A 21774-nucleotide genomic window follows, 5' to 3' on the forward strand; every position below is an offset into this window, starting at 1 on the left:
AGGTATCATTAAGGCCGGAAAACATGATTAACAAATCCATGGATACAGGAGAAATAGAAGTTTATGCAGATGACTTGATAATATTTAATCCTTCAAAACCCCTTCCTTTTCTGATAAGTGATGAAGTTGATGCCACAGAGGAGCTTAAACTTACATTCCGATATCTTGACTTAAGACGTCCGCAGATGCAGAAGAACATTATATTAAGGCACAAAGCCGCACAAATTGTAAGAAGATTTTTTGATGAAAATGATTTTCTTGAAATAGAGACTCCGTTTCTCATGAAAAGCACACCTGAGGGCGCACGGGATTATCTTGTACCAAGCAGGAACCATCCCGGTAAATTTTATGCGCTTCCTCAGTCTCCCCAGACTTACAAACAGATATTAATGATATCTTCTTTTGACAGATATTTTCAGATAGTCCGCTGTTTCAGGGATGAAGATTTAAGAGCAGACAGACAGCCTGAATTCACGCAGATAGATGTTGAGATGTCGTTTATTGAAGAGGATGATATAATTGAAATTGTAGAAAAACTTATGAAGCGGCTTTTTAAAGAGACGCTTGATATAGACCTTGAAATTCCGTTCCGGCGCCTGTCTTACAATTCTGCAATGGATATGTACGGGTCTGATGCACCGGATATCAGGTTTGATATGAAACTTCACGATCTTTCTGAAACAGTTAAAGATTCTGATTTCAGCATATTTACGAGTGTGCTTGAAAACGGAGGAGCTGTTAAAGGTATTTATTCTCCTGATATGGATAGTATATCAAGAAAAGGCACAGATGATTTGACAGCATTTGCCAGGAGATACGGTGCAAAGGGTTTGATCACAATACAGATGCGTGACGGAGAGCTGGTTTCGCCGATAAAAAAACACATCGGCAATGATCTCCTCCTTACAATATGGAAGACTTTCGGAGGAGGGGATAAAGGAGTTGTATTTATTATTGCAGCGGAAAAACAGGTGTGCAGAGTTTCTCTTGGAAGCCTTAGGAAAAAGATTGCAGGGGATATAGGAATCATTCCTGAGAATGAATTCGCTTTTACCTGGGTTGTTGATTTCCCGCTTTTTGAATTTGATGAAGAAGACAAGAGGCTTGTTGCAATGCACCATCCTTTTACATCCCCGAAAGAAGAAGATGTTGAGAAGCTGGAGAGTGCGCCGGAAAAAGTAATGGCAAGAGCGTATGACCTGGTGCTTAACGGAACTGAAATCGCAGGCGGGAGCATAAGGAATTACAGAAGTGATGTTCAGGAGAAACTTTTCCGTGCTCTTGGAATGGATGAGAATACAATTAAACATAAGTTCGGATTCCTCGTTGATGCACTTACTTACGGAGCTCCGCCTCACGGAGGAATAGCATTCGGATTCGACAGATTGGTTGCAATGCTTGCAGGAGAAGGATCAATACGAAATGTAATTCCTTTTCCAAAGACTACCAGCGCTTTTTCATTAATGGACGGTGCTCCTTCAGCAGTTGATGATAAACAATTGAAGGAGCTTGGTATTTCTATCGTCAAAAATGAGTAAATAGATATAAATTAAGCAGATAATGGCAGTTAATTTTCCCTTGACAATAAACGAAATATTTGTTATAATTAATTTGATTCGATTTAAGCTACCAAAATGGTAAAAGTAAAAAGGAGGTGTAGGGAATGTTAAGAGGCGTTAGGAAAGTTTTCGTTGCGTTCTTTTCCGTTGTTGTGCTTGCTTCTTTCGTTCTTGTTGGATGTACTCGGTATGCCAACGACGAACAGCTTAAGACGCTAGACGAGACAAAAGCTGCTGCTTTGTCAGCAGAGAAAACTGCTCAAGATACAGATCAGAAAAAAGCATCACTTGAGAAAAAATTGTCAGAGAAGCAGATGGAACTGCAGAAAGTAAAAGAAGAGAAGGGTAAAGTACAGTCTAAACTCTAAAACGGAGTTAGACGGCTTTTATTGAGTAAGGAGGATTGGAGAATGAAAGTAAATGGTAATGTTATTACTGTTCTCGCGTTGATTTTTGTTCTGCTTCTCGCACTCAGCTCACCTGTTTTCAGTCAGGATGCAAGAAAAATCAAGACCGGTGAGTACAAAGTTCAATTAGCTGAGTGGCAGAAGAGAGAAGCAGTGGCAACCGCGAAAATTGATTCCCTCAACAAAGTAATTGAAGACTTGAACAATCAGATTGCAGGCGTTGAGACCGAGATTGACAATGAATGGAATTCTGTTTATACTTTGGTCGGCACGGATAAGGCTGGTTACGAAGCATACAAAACAGATCTGGAAAGTATAGACAGTGAAATTGACGGTCTTGCTTCCCTTTCACCTGAAGAGTTATTCAGAAGCAGAGACAAGGTTGATGCCATTGAAGCAAAGATTGCAGAAGCAAAGGGCAGCAAAATTGGGCTCTTAACAGAGATGGAAACAAAACTTGCTGATCTTGACGGCAAACTCGCAGCTTTAAAGGCAAAGATTCCCGAAAACATTTATGATAAATACACTGTTGTAAATGGCGACTATCTCTGGAAGATTGCCAAAAAAGATGATATCTACGGCAATGCTTACCAGTGGATAAGAATTTACACGGTTAACAAAGATCAGATTAAAAATCCCGATCTTATTTACCCGGAGCAGATTTTTAATATTGCCCGCGGTGTCGGAAGAGATGAACACCTTGTTGTAAAGGGTGAGTATTTGTCAAAGATTGCCGGATGTGCTAAAGTATTTAATGATCCGACAAAATGGACAAAGATCTATGAGGCCAATAAAGACATCATTGGTGATGCCAATCTGATTTATCCTTATCAGGTATTGACAATTCCAAAGGGTGAATAACTTTTTGGTCAACTGCCCCTTATAAGGGAACTGGTTGTGACCTCATGATGATTTAATATTATTAATACATAAAAGCTCTCGGCTCCTTCAGCTATAAGAAGGTGACGGGAGCTTTTTTTCTTTTATCTTATTAAAAACATCTTGATTGTATTTCAGGATTAATAAGGCTTAAGATGAAAAAGGAAATAGTTCCTCTTCAGAATGTAGAACTTGTAAAACTGTTTGGTGCACATGATGAATTCCTTCTTATTATTGAAGAGGCATTCCCTGATGCCCGGATTGTTGCAAGAGGGGATAAAGTCTCAATACAGGCCGGCCCAGAAGATATAGCTGCTCTTAAAAGAGTCTTTAAGGAGATGATTTATCTTGCGAGCAGAAACCAGGCGATTGACAGAAATGATGTATTGACTGTCCTGAATATTGCCGGACAGGAAGGCGTGGATGCGCCTGAAGAATCCGGCATGGAAAATATTCCGGTTATTTTTTACGGGAAAAAAGGAGTGATACGTCCGAAAACTTCAGGGCAGCGAATATACTTTTCAGCGATGCTGAATAATGATATTGTTTTTGCAGAGGGACCTGCAGGAACAGGCAAGACCTATCTTGCAGTTGCAACTGCGCTTCAAAAGCTTAAAAATCAGGAGATTGCACGTATAATATTGTGCAGGCCTGCCATTGAAGCTGGAGAAAGCCTGGGGTATCTGCCCGGTGATTTAATGGATAAAGTTGATCCGTATCTCAGGCCGCTTACAGATGCTCTTTTTGATATGCTTTCTTCGGAAAAAATAAACAAATATCTTGATCAGAAAATAATTGAGATAATCCCTCTCGCGTACATGAGGGGCAGGACACTTAATAACGCTTTTGTTATTCTTGATGAGGCGCAGAATACATCACCTATGCAGATGAAGATGTTTTTAACCCGGCTTGCTGCAAATTCCCAGGCTGTTGTTACCGGCGATACAACGCAGATTGACCTGCCTGTAAAAACCGTATCAGGGCTTGTACAGATTCAGGAAATTCTGCAGGGAATTGAAGGCATAAAATTTGTATCTTTGAAAAAAGAGGATGTTGTCCGTCATCGTCTTGTTAAAGAGATTATTAAAGCATACGAGGATTATAACGGGCAGAACAAAGGGGAGGAGCCTTCTTCATGATAAATCTGAAAACTGTAAAAAGATTTATGAAAGTTTTAAAAAAGTTCAAAAAAGAAAAAAGAGAAGCTGCTACCCGCCATTACAATAAAAGCATAAGATATATTATTTTTATTATACTTGTTGTGCTTATCACCCTTATGTTCCCCAAGGGACAGACACCTCAGTTTGCTGATATGGTTGAGGGCAGCATATCAGCGAGAAGAATTGTTGCTCCGTTCAGCTTCGAGATTTTAAAAACAGAAGATGAGTATAATCATGATATTAAAAAAGCAGTAGAAAAGGTTTACCCCGTTTTTTTAAAGAAAAACAATTTTGGAGAGATTAAAAACAGAATCAACGATTTTTTTTCTGAAATCTATTCTGCGAGATTTAAATATCAGCGAAGCCGTATGGATGTGTCTGTTTTAATTGATTCTATTTCAGAAAAGTATCCTGTAAGTGCCAAAAGCGACAAGCTGTGGTCAATGTTTATTAAGGTTGACAGGGGATTCAAAAAACGCGACATACAAAAACTTCAGAAAATGGTGATCAATATTGTCAGAGACGTTCTTGCTGTGGGAGTGCTTAGTGTTGATAAAAATAGCATTGATAATAATGATCATAATATCATGATAGCTTCCGGAGGCAGGGAAAAAGTTTTTCCTTTGCAGGATTATTATGATATATCTGAAGCGCTTCCCAAGGCTGCTGAAAGATTTACTACAATATATGCAAATGATATTGAAATGGCGCGGGCCGGATACAAGCTGGCAAGTTATTTTATCAGGCCTGACCTTATTTATCTTAAAAAGCTCCATGAAGAAAGAATGCAGGAAGCACGGGCAACTGTGCCGAGAAGCAGCGGATTTGTATATCAGAATGAGAAAATTGTTGACAGAAACGAACGTATAACAGTGGATATACGAAAAAAACTTGTATCTCTTGCAACTGTAACAGCAGAAAAGAGAAAACAGGAAGGCGGTTTAAAAAGTGTAACGCCCTTTATCGGAAGAATGTTTTTTGTTTTTTCTATTATTATGATTTTCGGGCTGTTTCTTAAATCTGACAAACCTGAGATTTTTAAAAACACGAAATTGATGGTTCTTGTTGCTTTGATTATCCTTCTTGTGGCGACTATGACTTTTGTTATTCACAGCCTTAATGCGTCTGAATATCTTGTGCCGACTGCACTTGGCCCAATGCTTCTTACAACTCTATTCGGCCTGAATGTGGGATTTATTAGCTCTGCTGTGTTGAGCCTTTTAGTGGGAGGTTTGTGGGGTAATGAATTTAATTTTACCGTAATCTCCTTTATTGTTGGAATTGTAGGTGTTATCACAATAAAACGTGTAAGGGACAGAAGGCAGCTTGTTCTTGTAATAGTTTATCTTATTGCAGCGTACGGTTTTTCAATAATATCAATGAGTTTTTTAAGGGCAATTCATTATAAGATAATTTTTCATCAGCTGCCGTTCAGCGCTTTTACAGGATTAATAACACCTGTTGTTGCATACGGGCTTCTTCCTTTAATTGAGTTGGTCTTTGGAGTTACAACTGATTTTTCAATTCTGGAATTATCAGATTTAAACCACCCGCTGTTAAAACGGCTTTCTCTTGCTGCTCCGGGCACCTATTACCATTCTATCAATGTCGGAAATCTGGCCGAAGCTGCAGCCCAGGCAATCAAAGCAAATTCTCTTCTTGCAAGAGTAGGGTCATATTATCATGACGTGGGCAAAATAGAGAAATCAGAGTATTTTATTGAAAATCAAAAAGGCGTTAAGAATCCCCATGAAAAGCTTGCAACACGCATGAGTGCATTGATACTTGCCAATCATGTGAAAAGAGGGCTTGAGCTTGCAGAGGAGTACAAACTTCCTCAGAGAATTAAGGATATTATTGCACAGCATCAGGGTACATCACTGATGACATATTTTTATAATAAGGCAAAAGAAGAAAATCAAGCAGGGCTTTCGGAAGAGGATTACCGCTATTCCGGCCCGAGGCCCCAGACAAAGGAGGCGGCAATAGTGATGCTTGCTGACTCTGTAGAGGCTGCTTCAAGGTCGCTAAAAGATCCTTCTCACAGCAGGCTCAAGGGATTGGTAGGAAAAATCGTTGACCAGAAATTCAGTGACGGGGAGCTGAACGAATCGCCGTTGACTCTGAGGGATCTGGAAAGAATTAAAGAAGGATTTTTAAAGATTCTTGCAGGAATATATCATACGAGGCTTGAATATCCGTCTGCACCGGATTTGTCAAAGGGAAAAGCAAAGGATTTATCTATAAGTGAGAATTAATATTTATATATTAGATAATGTAAGAGATGCTTTCCCGCTTAAGAACAGGGATATTAAACGTACTGCAGAAGATATTTTAAAGTCGGAAAAGTACAGGGGCAGCGGTGAAATCAATATTATTTTTTGTGATAATAAAAAAATAACCCAACTTAACAGAAATTATTTAAAAAAAAACAGGCCTACGGATGTAATAGCATTCTCAATGGATGAAGATGAGATTATACAGGATGATAATATCCGGGGTGAAATTTATATAAGTGTGGAGCAGGCTGAAATTCAGTCAAAAATTTATAAAAGCGCTTTCAATACCGAGGTGATGAGACTCGTTGTGCACGGAATGCTTCATCTGGCAGGGTGGGATGATTCCACAGATGATTTAAGGGAACAGATGAGGCATAAAGAAGATTTTTATCTGCAAAAATCAGGTTTAATCTGAAAAATTATATATTTATCATTTTAATAAAAAAGATGAATTCGCTTGATTTTTACGTGAGTATGTCTATTTTTTCTTTATTAAGAACATCTTTGATTAAGCATGAAAGGAGGAGTTGGGATTTTGGAAACAGACTCTTGGCTGCTTTTAACGGTTTTTGTAATTCTTGTTGGGTTGTCTGCATTTTTTTCCGGTTCGGAATCCGCGTTTTTTTCAATCCCTGATGATGAGTTAGCAAAAATTAAGGATGATAAAAAACAATCACGCGGGGAAAGCCGGATTTTATGGCTGCTTAAAAGGCCGCGGCGGTTGTTAATGACAATATTGATCGGCAATACTATTGTTAATGTAGGGGCCGCTACAACGGCAGCTTTTTTTTCTGCATCTGTTATTCCTGGAAATGGCTCAGGAAGTGCTCTGGGTATTATTGTTGAAATAGCAGTTGTGACTTTTGTCCTTTTAATGTTCAGTGAAGTTTCACCGAAAATATTTGCAGTCAAGGAGCCGGTACGTTTTGCCGATAAGGTTTCTCTTCCGATTAAAGGCGTTGTGATAGCTGGCACACCGGTTACTGTTTTAATTGAGTGGGTAATGTCTGTGCTTCTTCGATCTCTGAAAGTAAAAAAGGAGATGCCCTTTATGAACGAAGAAGAGCTTAAAGCTCTTATTGACGTAGGAACTGAAAAGGGTACGCTTGACATAGCAGAGAGGGAGATGATCCATTCTATTTTCGAGTTTGGAGAAACAACGGCAAAAGAAGTGATGATACCCCGAACGGATATGATTTGTCTCGATATCAGTACTTCTATCACAAAAGTTCTTTCAATAATTAAAAAATACGGGCATTCCCGAATACCTGTATATGAAGAGAATATTGATAATATTAAAGGCCTCTTGTACGTAAAGGACCTGCTTCCATTTATGAAAGCAGGGAGAAATCTGCCCAGGATAGAAAATTTGCTGCATCGTGCCTTATTTATTCCGGAGAGTAAAAGGATTGACGAGCTGTTAAAAGAATTCCAGAAAGAGCGTATGCATATGGCAATTGTTGTTGATGAATACGGCGGCATAGCAGGCCTTGTGACAATGGAGGATGTAATTGAGGAGATTGTAGGCGAGATAAGAGACGAATTTGATATGGAAAAGCCCCTTCTCCGTAAAGTTGATGATAATACCTGGGTTGTTGAAGGTAAGATTGACATAGAAGATCTGAATGATAAAACAAATCTTGATATTCCTGCAGATGAGGGTTATGAAAGTCTCGGAGGTTTTATTTTTGCCCACTTGGGGCATATCCCTGTTGAAGATGAGAAAGTTATATGGAAAGACGTAGAGATGATAGTAGAAAAAGTTCAGAAGCAGCGGATCAAACGGGTTAAAGTGACAGTGAAAAAGGAAAATACAAGTGGCAGGCAGGAAGAACAATAGAATAGGGCAGACTGCAAAACCAACACATATGATAATCTTCAGTTTTCTTGTGATTATTATTGTTGGAGCCATTCTTCTTTCATTACCCTGGGCTGTAAAGGGGACCAGGTTAAGTTTTATTGATGCACTTTTTACAGCAGTATCAGCGACCTGTGTTACAGGGCTTACAGTTGTAGATATCGGCAGAGAGTTTACTATGTTCGGACAGATAGTTGTGCTGATTTTAATACAGCTCGGCGGCCTCGGCATAATGACGTTTTCTACTTTTTTTATTTATCTTCTCGGGAAAAGGCTCTCATTACGGGAAAGGGATGTTATAGGTTCTACCCTTATCCACACGCCTGTTCAGAATATTGGAAGATTAATTGTAAAAATTATGGTTATTGTTTTCACGTTGGAATCCATAGGAGCCGGAGTAATTACAGTAAGATTGCTTTCATATTATCCGTTAAAAAAAGCGATTTATCATGGAGTATTTCATGCTGTATCTGCATTTTGTAATGCAGGGTTCAGCCTTTACTCGACAAGCCTCATACAATACAGGTCTGACATCTGGATTAACAGTACAATAATGGTACTTATTATTCTTGGCGGTGTCGGCTTTGTTGTGCTGCTTGAACTTAAAAAAATGCTCGGCATCAGCCCTGGTTCGTGGAAAAATGTCCTGTCTTTCCATTCGAAGATCGTATTAACAACATCTCTTTTTTTGATTGTAACAGGCACATTTTTTATTTACTGGGTTGAGTACAGCCATTCCCTTAAAAGCCTTGGTCCGGGTATACGCTTTATGACTGCAATGTTTCAGTCTGTTACAGCCCGGACAGCAGGTTTTAATACTCTGAATATAGGTTCTTTAACAAACGGCGCATTGTTTGTAATAATGTTTTTAATGTTTATCGGAGCTGCTCCGGGGTCGTGCGGAGGCGGTGTAAAGGTTACTACTTTGGGCATTTTCATTAACCTGTTCATTTCAAAATTGAGAGGCAGTAATGAGCCTCATATTTTTAACAGGACAATATCGCCGCAGATGACCAGTAAGGCTTTTACAATCGTACTGAGTTCAGTATTAATAATAGGCCTTATTTTTTACGGCCTGCTTCTTTCCGAAGATTGGAGTAAGTCTCCGGGTGCAACCAGGCCGGATTTTATAAACCTTTTTTTTGAAGCTATTTCAGCATTTGGTACAGTGGGGCTTTCCATGGGTATTACTCCCGAGCTTACAAAAATCGGGAGGATATTAATAATTTTGCTTATGTTCATAGGGAGATTAGGCCCGCTTACTCTTGCAGTTGCTCTTGAACGGCCGAAGTATGGAGTTAACTACAAGTATGCAAAAGGCGAGATAATGGTTGGGTGAAAATTCCGGCAAATTTCAAATAAATTGCCCTTCACTACTTGGCAAAGTCAGATTCGGAGGTAAAAAGTGAGAAGTATTGCAATTATAGGCCTTTCAAGTTTCGGATATTTTCTTTCTTTGGAACTTGTAAATCAGGGTATAGAAATCATGACAATTGATTTGGATGAAGAAAAAATAGAGAAAATAAAACGTTATGTAAACAAAGCGGTTATTGCAGACGCTACTGACCGGACGGTTTTGGAAACACTTGGCCTTGATGAACTTGACGGAGTTGTTGTAAGCCTCGGCCAGATAGAATCAAGTGTCCTGACTACACTCCATCTTAAGGAGCTTAAAATTCCGAATATTATTGCAAAAGCGCTGTCTGAAGAGCACGAAAAGATTCTGAAAAAGATTGGCGCTACAGATGTTATTTTCCCTGAAAGGGATATGGCAAAGAGGGCTGCAAGAACTTTAGTGCATGAGAATATTCTTGATCATATTCCTCTTGCTGAAGGATACAGCATATTTGAGATTGCACCGCCTGCTTCATTTTTAAGGAAGTCTCTCGGAGAGCTTGATTTAAGAAGGAAGTACGGAGTGCAGGTGATTGTTGTTAAGGAGCTTGTACCCCAGAATGTTGTACTTGTACCTATGGCTGATTATGTAATAAAAGACAGTGATGTTCTTGTAATGATAGGGAGAGATGAAGATCTGGAAAAGATAAAAAACCTTAAATGAAAATATTTCAGGGTGATAGTTTAGTTCATAAAGTTATCAAGTTGAAAGTTATAAAGTTTTATAGTAAAAAGGGAATAGTGAATAGTCCACCCCCGACCCTTTATTTCTCTATTCCTTTATATCTTTTATGTCTCTATATCCCGAATGTAAATTACCGGATAGTATTCAGGAAAAAATTTTACCGGGACTATTCAAATAGCCATAATACTAAAAATACTTTTGATTTTAGCTGAAAATATTGTATCTTAAGCGTTACTTATGCGAGAGTGGCGGAACTGGTAGACGCGCTAGATTTAGGATCTAGTGTCGTTTCGACGTGAGGGTTCGAGTCCCTCCTCTCGCACGATATTTTTTAAATGCAAATGGAGAAAACTGTGAAAGTTGTTGTTTCTGATGTTAATGAATGGAAAAAAAAGTTAGATGTTACGGTTCCTTCCGGAGAAGTAGAGAACAAAACAAAGGATAAAATTAAAGAGTATCAAAAGAAAGCAAAGTTAGACGGCTTCAGGCAGGGCAAAGTACCTGTATCTTTAATTGAAAAACGTTTTGGCGAAGCATTAAAAGCGGATGCTGTTGATGACTGCATTGATAAATTTTTTAAAAAAGCCATACTTGAAAACAAGATAGATATCGTTGCTCCGGGGAAAATAACAGATGTTAAATATGATGACGGCAGGGATCTGGAGTTTTCGGCAGAAGTTGAAGTTACGCCGGAAGTAGATGTAAATGAATATACAGGCTTTAAGGTTGAAAAGGATATTGTTCCTGTCACTGATGAGGATGTTGATAATACGATAATGCAGCTGAGAGAAGAAGCTGCATCAATTAATGAAACCGATGATGCTGCACAGGAAGGATTTATTATACGCGGGACAGTACAGGAAGTGGATGAGTCCGGAATGCCGATTGTCGGCAAAAAATGGGATGATCAGGTTTTTGAACTTGGAAAACCGCCGATTATTAATGATTCATTGGATCAGCTTAAAGGTGTGAAAAAGGGAGATGAACGGAGATTTTCCCTGCTTGTGCCAAAACAGGATGGAGAGCAGCAGAAAGTGGAATTCTCCATAACAGTTGATGCTGTTTTTGAAAAGAAACTTCCTGAACCGGATGATGAATTTGTAAAGAAATTCGGCCCATTTGGCAACATAGATGCTTTAAAGGCCCACATAAGAGATACTTTTACAAAAGAAAATGAGAGCAGGTCGGAATCAGCTCTTGAAACAAGAATAATCGATGAAGTTATCAAACATAATGATTTTGAGCTCCCGCCTTCTCTTGTTGAAGCAGGGCTTGACAATTTATGGGAAGATTACAAACAAAAAGAAAAGACAGACATATCAGAGGATGATTTCAGAAAGAGCAATAAACCGGTTGTTGAATGGAATCTTAAATGGGATATTCTTTATGAGAAGATAGCTGAAAAAGAAGCAATTGAAATCACTGATGAAGATATGGAAGAGCATGCAAAGAAGATTGAAGAGACATCTGAAGAAGAAGCAAAAAAATTCAGAAGATATATTAAAAACAGCTCAAATCGCAAACGTGTTGTTAGAGAGCTTCTCGTAAACAAAGTAATTGATTTTTTGAAGAGTAAATCAAAGATTAAAGAAGTAAAACAGAAAAAGCAGAAGTAGTTAATCATTAAATAACAAACGGGGGCAAAATGAGTTTAGTGCCTATTGTTGTGGAGCAGACAGGCAGAGGCGAACGTGCTTTTGACATATTTTCCCGCCTGCTTAAAGAGAGAATAATTTTTATAGGATCTCCGATTGATGATGTGGTTTCAAGCCTTGTTATTGCGCAACTTTTATTTTTGGAAGCCGAAGATCCTGACAAGGATATCTATATTTATCTTAATACTCCGGGGGGGCATGTATCATCAGGCCTTGCAATATATGATACAATGCAGTATGTAAAGCCGGATATTGCTACAATTTGTATGGGCCAGGCGTCAAGCATGGGTGCACTGCTTCTTGCTGCAGGTACACATGGTAAACGTTCAGCTCTTCCTCATTCGAGAATTATGATACATCAGCCTCTTGGGGGAGCTCAGGGTCAGGCTACTGATATAGAGATTCAGACGAGAGAGATACTTACGCTCAGGGAACAGCTTAACGGTATTCTTGTAAAACATACTGCCCAGAACCTTAAAAAGATTGAGAGTGACACTGACAGAAATTTTTTCATGTCTGCACAGGAAGCAAAGGAGTACGGAATTATAGATGAAGTTCTGGTTAGAACAGACAAAAAGAAGAAAAAGAAGGGGACATCGTGACGAGCGAGAATAAATATGTCTGCTCATTCTGCGGCCGAAGTTCTGAAGAAGTTGATGCAATGGTTACAGGCCCTGGAGTTAATATCTGTAATGAGTGTGTACGTTATGCTGAAGAGATTATTAAATCGGACATGGTCAGGAGATCTCTTTCCATTGTACAGCCTCTTCTTACCCCTGCCGAAATAAAAGCTGAACTTGATTATTATGTAATAGGGCAGGAGCAGGCTAAGAAGGCCATATCAGTTGCTGTATATAATCACTACAAACGGATAAACAACGAGCAGAAAGTGGGTGATGTTGAACTGGCAAAGAGCAACATCCTTATGATAGGCCCCACAGGAACAGGTAAGACTCTGATTGCTCAGACTCTGGCGCGCTTTTTAAAAGTTCCTTTTGCAATTGCTGATGCCACAACATTGACAGAAGCCGGATATGTAGGCGAGGATGTGGAAAATGTACTGGTAAGGCTTCTTCAGGCTGCTGACTATAAACTGGAAAAAGCGGAACACGGAATTATATATATTGATGAGATAGACAAGATTGCGCGTAAAGATGAAAATTCATCCATTACAAGAGATGTTTCAGGAGAAGGGGTACAGCAGGGGCTTTTAAAACTACTGGAGGGATCCATTGTATCTGTGCCTCCCAAAGGCGGCAGAAAACATCCTGAGCAGAGCCTGATAAATATTAACACAAAGAACATTCTTTTTATATGCGGAGGTTCTTTTGTAGGGCTCGAGAAAATAATTGCATCACGTATTGGTAGAAAGGTAATGGGTTTCGGTGCTTCTGTTACATCTCGCCAGGAAAAGAGTATCGGAGAGATACTTAAATTTGCAGAGCCTGACGATCTTCTGCATTTCGGGCTTATACCTGAACTGATCGGAAGGATGCCTGTTATTACAACTCTTGACGAGCTGGGCGAAGAGGCATTGATGAAGATACTTCTTGAACCGAGAGATGCTTTGATTAAACAGTATAAACACCTGTTGGAGCTTGATGGAGTAGACCTGGAATTTAAGGTAAACTCTCTCAGTGCTATTGTGGAAGAGGCAATGAAGAAAAAAACAGGTGCAAGGTCATTAAGGTCTATCATGGAAAATATTATGATGGATATTATGTTTGATATCCCGTCAAAAAAGAATGTAGAACGGTGCATTATTACAAAAGATGTTGTTACAAAGGGGAAAAAGCCCCAGTTGATTGAAAAAAAATCGGAGTCAAAGAGAGCTACGGCTTAAACAGGCTTATAAAATATCTGTTGTGAAGGGTGTTTCAGTCAAGCACCCTTTTTTTGTTAAGAGAACTGAAGATTTCGGGTTGAAAGCTGTAAAGTTATAAAGCTATAAAGTTATAAAGTTATAAAGTTGTAAAGTTTATGGCAGAAAACAGTGAATATGTGAAAGTTATGCTGCAGTAATATTTTACTTAATAGATGATCGTTAAAAAAATATTTAGAATGACACTGTTGGTAAAATACTGAAGGGTGTCTGTATAAATTAAAAAACGGATACTAAGCCTGTAAGTTTATCTGTTTTGTTAATGTGTTAATCGGATGAATTTTTCCAGGGAAAGAGCAGTGCGGTTCACTTTCTTTCTGGATTTTTTTAGAAAGAGTGATTAAGCAGTACTGCAATATTGTATTAGCCTGCGAAATTTATTAAAAAATATCAAATTTCATAAAAATAATCCTTAATAAGTCCTTACAATGCAGGTTTTTACAAAAAAGACTTGACAAAATCAAAGAGATTTTATAGATTAAACCTACCATAATGATACAATAAGAGGTATCCTTTCCTAAGAAAAGTAGTAATCAAAGGTTTAATACCGTAACGCGGCATCTTAATGATGTCCCTGTTTAGGGTGGTTTTTTGTTATTTGCATAAGGGTTTCAGTTTTGATTATACTTATATATAATAATGATGTATGGGCTATCAATTTTATTTCCAAGTTATAAAGAAAGATTTCTGAATTACACATAGAAATTAAATTCTGTGTAAGGATGAATGTTTTTCGTATTTAAATTAAAAATTTTTTAAAACTGTGAATTTTGTTTCTGGAAGGAGGTGGTTCTGGAGAGGAAAACGAGATTGTTTGGTGTGGAGGATGGAGAGGAAAATCTTCTGTAATAAACTTCCTGCAGAAGATTGTATTAGTGGGTTTAAAAACTCAAATGTTGAAAGGAAGGAGAGTTTATGAAAATGAGAAATTTTTATGCATTATTGCTTAGTATCGTTTTAGTAACGGTATTAGCAGTAAGCTGCGTAAAAATACCAACGGAAGGGCATGGCTTACCAAACTTTACTGGCACCATCCGTTTCATCAACGCAGCTAGTGATGTTGGCGAGACGTCAGTACTTTTCGATGGTACAAGTGTTGGCACACTATCAGTCGGACAGGCCAATTCTTACACAAGTGTAAAGGCTGGCACACATGCTTTTTATGTCCCGGCGGATCCTGACACAATGGTTGACAGTTTAGTTGTGGATACGGATTTTTCAGGGACTTACTATGTTGTCCCGAAAGTTAATGCTGCTGACAGAAGGTTCTTGAAACACAGAGAACACTGGTCATATGCAAACGAAGTTGTAGCAGATACAATGGTACATGTAAGTATCGTTCAGTTAGTGCCAACGGATGATCTTAAAATTGGCGTTGACGCAAAAACAGCAACAATATATGGTTTTAAAGATATAAAGCCAAATGTTTTATTGGCGTCAGAATCACATTCATTCTATGTGATTTCAGGAGTTGATACACTGGCTACAGTAACTCCGACGTTGGCTGCAGGTACAAGTTCAACACTGCTTATTTACGGAACTGCAGATGCTGTTAAAACGGAGGTTTTTAACAATAAGCTGTAAAATCATTCAAGTTTAATCATTGGAGGGAAAAAGATGCATCGAAAATGTTTTTTAATTGTTGCTCTGGTGACCCTTGTTTTTGCATCTGCTGCGATTTTTGCCCAGACTTCTGGTAGAATTTCCGGTAAGGTGTTTGACAAGGAGACGGGGGAGCCCCTTGTGGGTGCCAACGTTGTGGTCGTCGGGACAAATTACGGTGCAGCAACAAATATAGATGGTGAGTATATGGTCCTAAATGTACCTGTTGGCATTTATACTGTTAAAGCAATGTATATGGGATATGCTGATTATATTATCAGTAATATTAAGGTACGTATAGGCCTCACCTACAGACAGGATTTTGCTTTATCGTCTAAGGCAATTCAGGCTGAAGCTGTTCAGGTTACTGCAGAGCGTCCTATGATTGAGAAAACCTCAACAAATGCCAGCAGAATTATCGACGGTGAAGACATGAAAAACCTGCCTGTCCGCGGCGTTAATGCAGTTGCTACTCTGCAGCCGGGTATTGTTGCTCAGGATAATAATATTTATATCCGTGGCGGCCGTGCCGACGAAGTTGAAACATATGTAGACGGAGCAAGTATAAGAGACGTTGTATCAGGTAATACAAGAGGCCAGGTTATTCCTGAAGCTCTTGAAGAGATGCAGATTCAGGCAGGCGGATACAGCGCAAAATACGGCGGAGCTAACTCAGGTATTGTTGCAATGGCTATCAGGGCAGGTTCACCGAACTATAAGTTTAGTTTGAGAGCTGAGACTGATAATTTTGCAAAATACGGTGAAAAGTTCTTAGATACCTATACATACGGATACTCTGATTATACTTTTACTGCAAGCGGCCCTGTGCCGAAGCTGAAGAATTTCCGTTTCTTCTTTGCAGGCCGTAATACATTTACAAGGGATAATACTCCAAGATTCTGGAGCCCTTTTGAAATTGTAAACGGCAAAACAGTTCTTCCTGACGGTTCTGTAATTAAACTTGCAGATACAGGTATTCGCGGCGGTAAAGTCGGCGAAGAAGTTGACAGAATTGATATGTACGGTGTACATAAAAACGGAAGAGCAAGAAATCCTTTCTATTATAACAGTGTTATAACAGGTGATTTTAAAAGTATTAAATTCCGTTTTTCCGGTATAGGTACATATTCAGCCTATACTTCAGGAGCAGACGGTTTTTATAATCAGTTTACTACTGCTCGTTTTCAGGAAAACCAGTACAGTGACGGTACATACACTGGAAAGATTACACATGTACTTTCCCCGAAAACTTACTACGAAGTAAGTGCATCTTATTATGATGCAAGAGGAAAAGCATGGGATCCTGATTTTAAGGACAATGTGTGGGCATACCAGGACAGTGTTGCTAATAAAGCTCTCGGATGGCAGTATCAGAAATATACCTGGGGACCGAGAAATTATGATTTTAACGGTTTCGGGTTTGACAGGCCTGGTACAAGGCAGGGCTGGTACTCATACTGGAAGAGAAATTATATATCCGGAAAGCTTGATTTTACACACCAGTTTAAACATAACCAGATCGAGTTCGGCGGTGAGTTTAAATACTGGACTCTCAGAAATTTTAGCTTTATCGGCAACCTTACCTACTTGAGAAATACTCCTGATGTTGCTATGGATAAAGATAAGTTTTTGACATGGGCCAGAACCGTTTCACAGAATGTTTATGGCTATGATCGTCTTGGTAATGAATTAAATGATGATACCTATCCGTGGAATAATGCAAAACATCCTACAATCGGTTCTGCGTACATTCAGGACAGATATGAGTACAAAGACCTGGTTATAAATGCAGGTCTGCGGTACGATTATTACTCGATGGATCAGTGGGAACCAAATGATTATGCCAATCCTCAGATTGATGCAAAGACTGCAACTCTCGTGAAAAAAGACTGGCACGAAGTCAAGGCTTTCCAGACAGTAAGCCCGAGACTCGGTTTTAGTTTCCCTGTTTCAGATAACACAACATTCCACGTACAGTGGGGTAAATTTGTACAGATGCCTCAGATGAGCCAGGCATACAGAAGTATGTCAACTATTTTTGGTGTTATGCATGGCGGTTATTTCTACACTAACCCGACAGCACTTTCTACAAGGCCTGAACGTACAACACAGTACGAGGTAGGAATAGGCCAAATGCTCGGCAGTTCGGCTTCTTTTGATGCAACAGTATTTTATAAAGATATTAAAGATCAGCTTCAGACAAGAAGGATTTTTACAGCTTCTGATGCGGAAGTTACTACTTATGATGTTACCAAAAATGGTGATTTTGCCACTACAAAGGGTTTTGAGCTGCGTTTGACTCTGCGCAGAACCAACAGAGTACAGGGCTGGTTAAATTATACTTATGCTGATGCCCGCGGTACAGGTTCTTACCAGAATCAGGCAAGTGCCTCTCTTGATCAGGCAACATCTCAGATGACTCTTATTTCTCCGCTGTATTTTAATCAGAAACACACAGGAAGCCTGACAGTTGATTACCGTTTTGCTAAAGGCGACGGAGGCCCGGTTCTTGAGCGTGCAGGATTAAATGTAATGTTTACATTCAGCTCAGGCCATCCATACACGCTTAGCACAGGCGGTGCCGGCCAGAATAATGCGACTCAGGGAGCAACTCTGCCTGATACGGATGCACGAAGCCGTTCTCCACTTGAACCAATAGGTGCTTCAATTACACCTTGGCAGTTCAATCTCGATGCAAGGCTTGACAAGACATTCACAATCGGTAAATTTGATATTAATGTCTATGTATATGCACAGAATGTTCTTAATACAAAGAATGTTATCAATGTCTACCCCCGTACGGGAAGCGATGTTGACGGATTCCTGAATGATCCTAATCTGAGCAGCAAAGTTATAGCGTCTCAGGGCGGTGCAGGATATGCATATATGTATCATTTATTCAATGATTTGAACCGCCTCCATTATTGGGGCCAGTTCAATGGAAGCGATTTGTGGAGTACTCCGCGAAGAATTCGTGCTGGTATAATGATTAATTTTCAGTAAGAAAGAAATTTTATTCTGAATCGGCTGGCTGGAAACTTCCAATACAGCCGGGAACTTTCACATCTGTTATAAAGTTGTGAAAGGAAAGATAACCCTATGTGGGAGGATAAGATGAGGTTAAAAAAATTTGTTATACCCTGTCTTCTCACGGTACTGCTGTTAGTATCAGCAGGAATCGGAGTAGCTCGGGAAAACAATAATGCGGCTGTGCAGACGCAGATGTTGAAACCAACAGGTACGCCTGTTAGAACACTTCTCAACATCAATCTGCTGGCCCACTGGATGTTCGCAGATGGTATATCTGCGCATGATCCTAATACAAACGGAAGTGGTGTTATATTTCCGCGGGGCACATATGGTGCCGGTGTTATTTACACCGACGGCCTTGTTTGGGGAGGTTTTGTACAGGATGGTTCGAGCCCTGAACTTCGCGTTGGCGGAACAACATACAATACAGGCCTGCAGAGAGGTGCAATTGTTTCAAAGGGTGTAGCAGAAGATCCCAATGCACCGGATGTAAGGATATGGCGTATAAGGCCTGATTATAAAACTGCTGATCTCAAAAGAGATGCTGCAGAACTTCAGGATGCCGGCTTATCAAACATTACAGATGCTGATGTTGCTGCTGTAAGAGCTCAATATGAGACAGACTGGAATGAATGGCCGTGGCAGAAAGGCGCACCGTTTAATGATGCTAATGGAAATGGTATCATGGATGGTGACGAAACTCCCGGCTTTGCAGGCGCTGATCAGGTTATATGGTTTACTGCAAATGATCTAAATTCCAGCCAGTGCTTTCAGCTTGCAGGCTCGCCTCCGATCGGTATGGAAGTTCAGGTAACCCTGTGGGGTTATAACAGGACAGATGCGCTTGGGAATGTTGCCTTTAAGAGATACAGGTTTATCTATAAAGGTACTTCTTCCACACCTGCAGATGCAACAATTGACAGTATGTTTGTAGCTGTCTTTTCAGATCCTGACCTTGGTGATTACAGTAGTGATTATGTTGGTTGTGATACTACTGCAGGACTTGGTTTTGTGTACAATTCAGTAACTCAGGATTCAAAATTTGTACCTTATGGCCTTGCTCCTCCTTCAGCAGGATATGATTTTCTTCAGGGCCCTGTTGTAAAATCAGATGACCCGAATGATAAAGCAATATTCATGATGAAGGAAAAACCGGGGTATAAAAATTTTGGGATGACAGGATTTCTCTATTTTGCTGCAGGAACTTCAATATCCGATCCTGATTTAAAGGTATATGATGGAACTCTGCAGTGGTACAATCTGATGAACGGGCTATTGCCGAGAGCAGGAACTCCTTTCTTGGATAACTACGGTAATCCTACAAAATTCCCGCTTTCGGGCGACCCTGTTAAAGGTGATTATAATATTGATGGTGTTTTAATGTCAGCATCTGACAGGCGTTTCGGTATGGTTACCGGACCGATTAATATGGCTGTAGGCGACACACAGGAAGTTGTTGTTGCTCTGCTTACAGGGCTTGGAGCTGACAGGCTGTCAAGTCTTTCTGTTCTGAAATATAATGACATTTCAGCTCAGTATGCTTTTGATAATCTGTTTGAGCTTGCAAAAGCTCCTCAACAACCTCTGCTTAAGGTTACAAACCTTGACAACAAGGTTCTCCTTAACTGGGGCTGGGACGGGCCAGGAGTTGAAGCTACAGAAGCAGAACAGAAAGGGTATCTGTTTGAAGGTTACAATGTTTATCAGCTTCCCAATGCTGCTGCTACAAAAGAAGATGCAAAGTTGGTTGCAACCTATGATGTTGCCAATGAAATTACTACTATTCTTGATTCAAAATTTGATCCTGTGTCAGGGCAGATTCTGCAGCTTCCTGTGCAGATCGGCAAGAATACTGGTGTTAAGCGTAATATTACAATAACAAAGGATGCTTTTACAGACCAGCCTCTTGTTAACGGCAGGAGATACTATTTTGCAGTAACAGCATACTCTTATAATGGTGATCAGAATGTACCTATTCACAGCCTTGAGAGTGCTTTAAACACAAAGACTGCAATTCCTCAGATGCCGGATCCGGGTTACAGCTACTCATATACTGTCGGCGATACAGTCGCTGCTGTACATTATGGCCCGAGCGATGGTTCTGTTCTGGTAACTGTAGTTGATCCTACTGCAACAACTGGACATGTTTATAATGTCAAATTTACTGAAGATGCTGAAAACGGCGGATATACATGGAGTATTGTTGACTCTACGCTGGATGAGGTAAAACTCAGCGGACAGACAAATCAGTCCGGAGATGACAATTATCTGACTGTTGACGGCCTTCAGGTTAAGGTAGTAGGCCCGCCTGCCGGTGTAAAGGCAGTTTGGGAAACAGACCAGGATAATAATGTTCTTGATAATGCAGTAACAGAATTCGGTTTGTTTGACCATCCAAGTCTCGGAACAACAGGTTACATTATCTCAAACAGAGCAGGTGAGCCAAACAGCGGCAGATGCTTTGACAGATTTGGTTTGTGGGGAATGGATGATGTAGAGTATAATTTTGCAGAAAATTCTCTGACCTGGGATTACATCTCCGAGGCAGTGCATTTTGATGCTGCTACTAATGAAGCCTATATAGCACCTTTCGGTGTACATCGTCATCTCTTCTCTACAGGTGAGGATCAAAGGCTGTTTGCAGGTTTCTGGGATTATGATGAAACAGGTACCTGGAATGTTGATGGAGCCCATTGGGCAGGTGCTATTTTCGGTGCACCTTCATACGAACCTGTTTACGCCTGGGTTGGATATGATGCATCTGGAAACAGAATAAGTTATGATCCTGCAAATAATGCACAGTATGAGACGGATAATGATCTGTATACTTCTGCAAATACAACTTGGGGCAGTGCAACAGGGCCGATTAATCTACCGTTTATAACTGCTACTCTGTTCACTATGTACCTTGATAATGCAACATTGCCGATTGGTAACAAGGTTTGGTTTATTACAAACAAGCCTAATACAGCAAATGATGTTTTCTCCTTTACAACAGAGGGAGTAAATTTCAGTAAAGATGCTGCTCAGGCTGATGTTGAAAAAATCAATGTATATCCGAACCCGTATTACGGCATAAATCCGCGGGAGACAACAAACGTAGACAAATTCGTCAGTTTCAACCACTTACCGCAAAAAGCAACAATTTATATTTTCAACCTTGCGGGACAGCTGGTTAATACAATTGAAAAGGATGATCCGTCTCAATTCTGCCGCTGGAATCTGCGCAATCACAATGATCTACCAGTTGCAAGCGGTATTTATATTATCCGTATTAACATGCCGGAGATTGGCAAAGTAAAAGTACTTAAGCTTTCGCTTGTACAGCAGCAGCAGTTCATTGAGATATTCTAAGCTGCAATGTACTTTGTTAATAAAACGGC

15 protein-coding genes and 1 tRNA gene are annotated in these 21774 nt (G+C 39.8%); all 16 read left to right on the plus strand.

All coding sequences use genetic code 11. The features are described 5' to 3' along the window. Positions 1-1538 (plus strand): aspartate--tRNA ligase (gene aspS / locus J7K93_05195; protein ID MCD6116388.1); only part of this gene is annotated, 1538 nt, incomplete at its 5' end. A 125-nt stretch (positions 1539-1663) separates the two neighbouring features. Then, positions 1664-1927, plus strand: a complete 264-nt coding sequence (locus tag J7K93_05200; protein ID MCD6116389.1) for a hypothetical protein — start codon at positions 1664-1666, stop codon at positions 1925-1927. A gap of 42 nt (positions 1928-1969) precedes the next feature. Next, on the plus strand, positions 1970-2827 hold the full coding sequence (locus J7K93_05205) for a LysM peptidoglycan-binding domain-containing protein (protein MCD6116390.1): 858 nt from the start codon (positions 1970-1972) through the stop codon (positions 2825-2827). A 173-nt stretch (positions 2828-3000) separates the two neighbouring features. Next, complete coding sequence (locus tag J7K93_05210; GenBank protein MCD6116391.1) at positions 3001-3984, plus strand: PhoH family protein; 984 nt, start codon at positions 3001-3003, stop codon at positions 3982-3984. Continuing rightward, a complete protein-coding gene (locus J7K93_05215) occupies positions 3981-6263 on the plus strand; it encodes an HDIG domain-containing protein (GenBank protein ID MCD6116392.1) in 2283 nt (760 codons plus the stop codon). Before J7K93_05210 ends, J7K93_05215 begins: the two co-directional genes overlap by 4 nt. Next, positions 6253-6699: an rRNA maturation RNase YbeY gene (gene ybeY, locus J7K93_05220; GenBank protein MCD6116393.1), complete on the plus strand. Its 447-nt coding sequence runs from the start codon at positions 6253-6255 to the stop codon at positions 6697-6699. The genes J7K93_05215 and ybeY overlap by 11 nt, the downstream gene beginning before the upstream one ends. Before the next feature lie 120 nt (positions 6700-6819). Then, the gene (locus J7K93_05225; protein ID MCD6116394.1) at positions 6820-8124 is read left to right on the plus strand and encodes an HlyC/CorC family transporter; all 1305 of its coding nucleotides are present in this window, start codon (positions 6820-6822) and stop codon (positions 8122-8124) included. Beyond that, a complete protein-coding gene (locus J7K93_05230; protein ID MCD6116395.1) occupies positions 8102-9481 on the plus strand; it encodes a hypothetical protein in 1380 nt (459 codons plus the stop codon). The genes J7K93_05225 and J7K93_05230 overlap by 23 nt, the downstream gene beginning before the upstream one ends. A 66-nt stretch (positions 9482-9547) precedes the next feature. Continuing rightward, positions 9548-10201: a TrkA family potassium uptake protein gene (locus J7K93_05235; protein ID MCD6116396.1), complete on the plus strand. Its 654-nt coding sequence runs from the start codon at positions 9548-9550 to the stop codon at positions 10199-10201. 260 nt (positions 10202-10461) lie between these two features. Then, positions 10462-10544: transfer RNA gene (locus tag J7K93_05240), tRNA-Leu, on the plus strand. Between the two features lie 31 nt (positions 10545-10575). After that, positions 10576-11838 carry a trigger factor gene (tig, locus tag J7K93_05245; protein MCD6116397.1) on the plus strand — a complete coding sequence of 421 codons (1263 nt, stop codon included), beginning with the start codon at positions 10576-10578 and terminating at the stop codon, positions 11836-11838. A gap of 29 nt (positions 11839-11867) precedes the next feature. After that, positions 11868-12479 carry an ATP-dependent Clp endopeptidase proteolytic subunit ClpP gene (clpP, locus tag J7K93_05250; protein MCD6116398.1) on the plus strand — a complete coding sequence of 204 codons (612 nt, stop codon included), beginning with the start codon at positions 11868-11870 and terminating at the stop codon, positions 12477-12479. After that, complete coding sequence (gene clpX, locus J7K93_05255; GenBank protein ID MCD6116399.1) at positions 12476-13720, plus strand: ATP-dependent Clp protease ATP-binding subunit ClpX; 1245 nt, start codon at positions 12476-12478, stop codon at positions 13718-13720. The genes clpP and clpX overlap by 4 nt, the downstream gene beginning before the upstream one ends. Positions 13721-14701: 981 nt before the next feature. Further along, positions 14702-15343: a hypothetical protein gene (locus J7K93_05260; GenBank protein MCD6116400.1), complete on the plus strand. Its 642-nt coding sequence runs from the start codon at positions 14702-14704 to the stop codon at positions 15341-15343. Positions 15344-15376: 33 nt separating this feature from the next. Then, the gene (locus J7K93_05265; GenBank protein ID MCD6116401.1) at positions 15377-18364 is read left to right on the plus strand and encodes a TonB-dependent receptor; all 2988 of its coding nucleotides are present in this window, start codon (positions 15377-15379) and stop codon (positions 18362-18364) included. 111 nt (positions 18365-18475) lie between these two features. Continuing rightward, the gene (locus J7K93_05270; protein MCD6116402.1) at positions 18476-21745 is read left to right on the plus strand and encodes a T9SS type A sorting domain-containing protein; all 3270 of its coding nucleotides are present in this window, start codon (positions 18476-18478) and stop codon (positions 21743-21745) included. Positions 21746-21774: the final 29 nt, after the last annotated feature.

This window comes from bacterium, assembly GCA_021158245.1.
Classification (GTDB): domain Bacteria; phylum Zhuqueibacterota; class QNDG01; order QNDG01; family QNDG01; genus QNDG01.

What these genes read in the sequence shown, in the direction of transcription:
- clpP (MCD6116398.1), top strand. Translation starts at nt 11,868, where the DNA reads ATGAGTTTAGTGCCTATTGTTGTGGAGCAGACAGGCAGAGGCGAACGT.
- J7K93_05210 (MCD6116391.1), top strand. Translation starts at nt 3,001, where the DNA reads ATGAAAAAGGAAATAGTTCCTCTTCAGAATGTAGAACTTGTAAAACTG.
- J7K93_05205 (MCD6116390.1), top strand. Translation starts at nt 1,970, where the DNA reads ATGAAAGTAAATGGTAATGTTATTACTGTTCTCGCGTTGATTTTTGTT.
- J7K93_05200 (MCD6116389.1), top strand. Translation starts at nt 1,664, where the DNA reads ATGTTAAGAGGCGTTAGGAAAGTTTTCGTTGCGTTCTTTTCCGTTGTT.
- J7K93_05215 (MCD6116392.1), top strand. Translation starts at nt 3,981, where the DNA reads ATGATAAATCTGAAAACTGTAAAAAGATTTATGAAAGTTTTAAAAAAG.
- J7K93_05270 (MCD6116402.1), top strand. Translation starts at nt 18,476, where the DNA reads ATGAGGTTAAAAAAATTTGTTATACCCTGTCTTCTCACGGTACTGCTG.
- J7K93_05265 (MCD6116401.1), top strand. Translation starts at nt 15,377, where the DNA reads ATGCATCGAAAATGTTTTTTAATTGTTGCTCTGGTGACCCTTGTTTTT.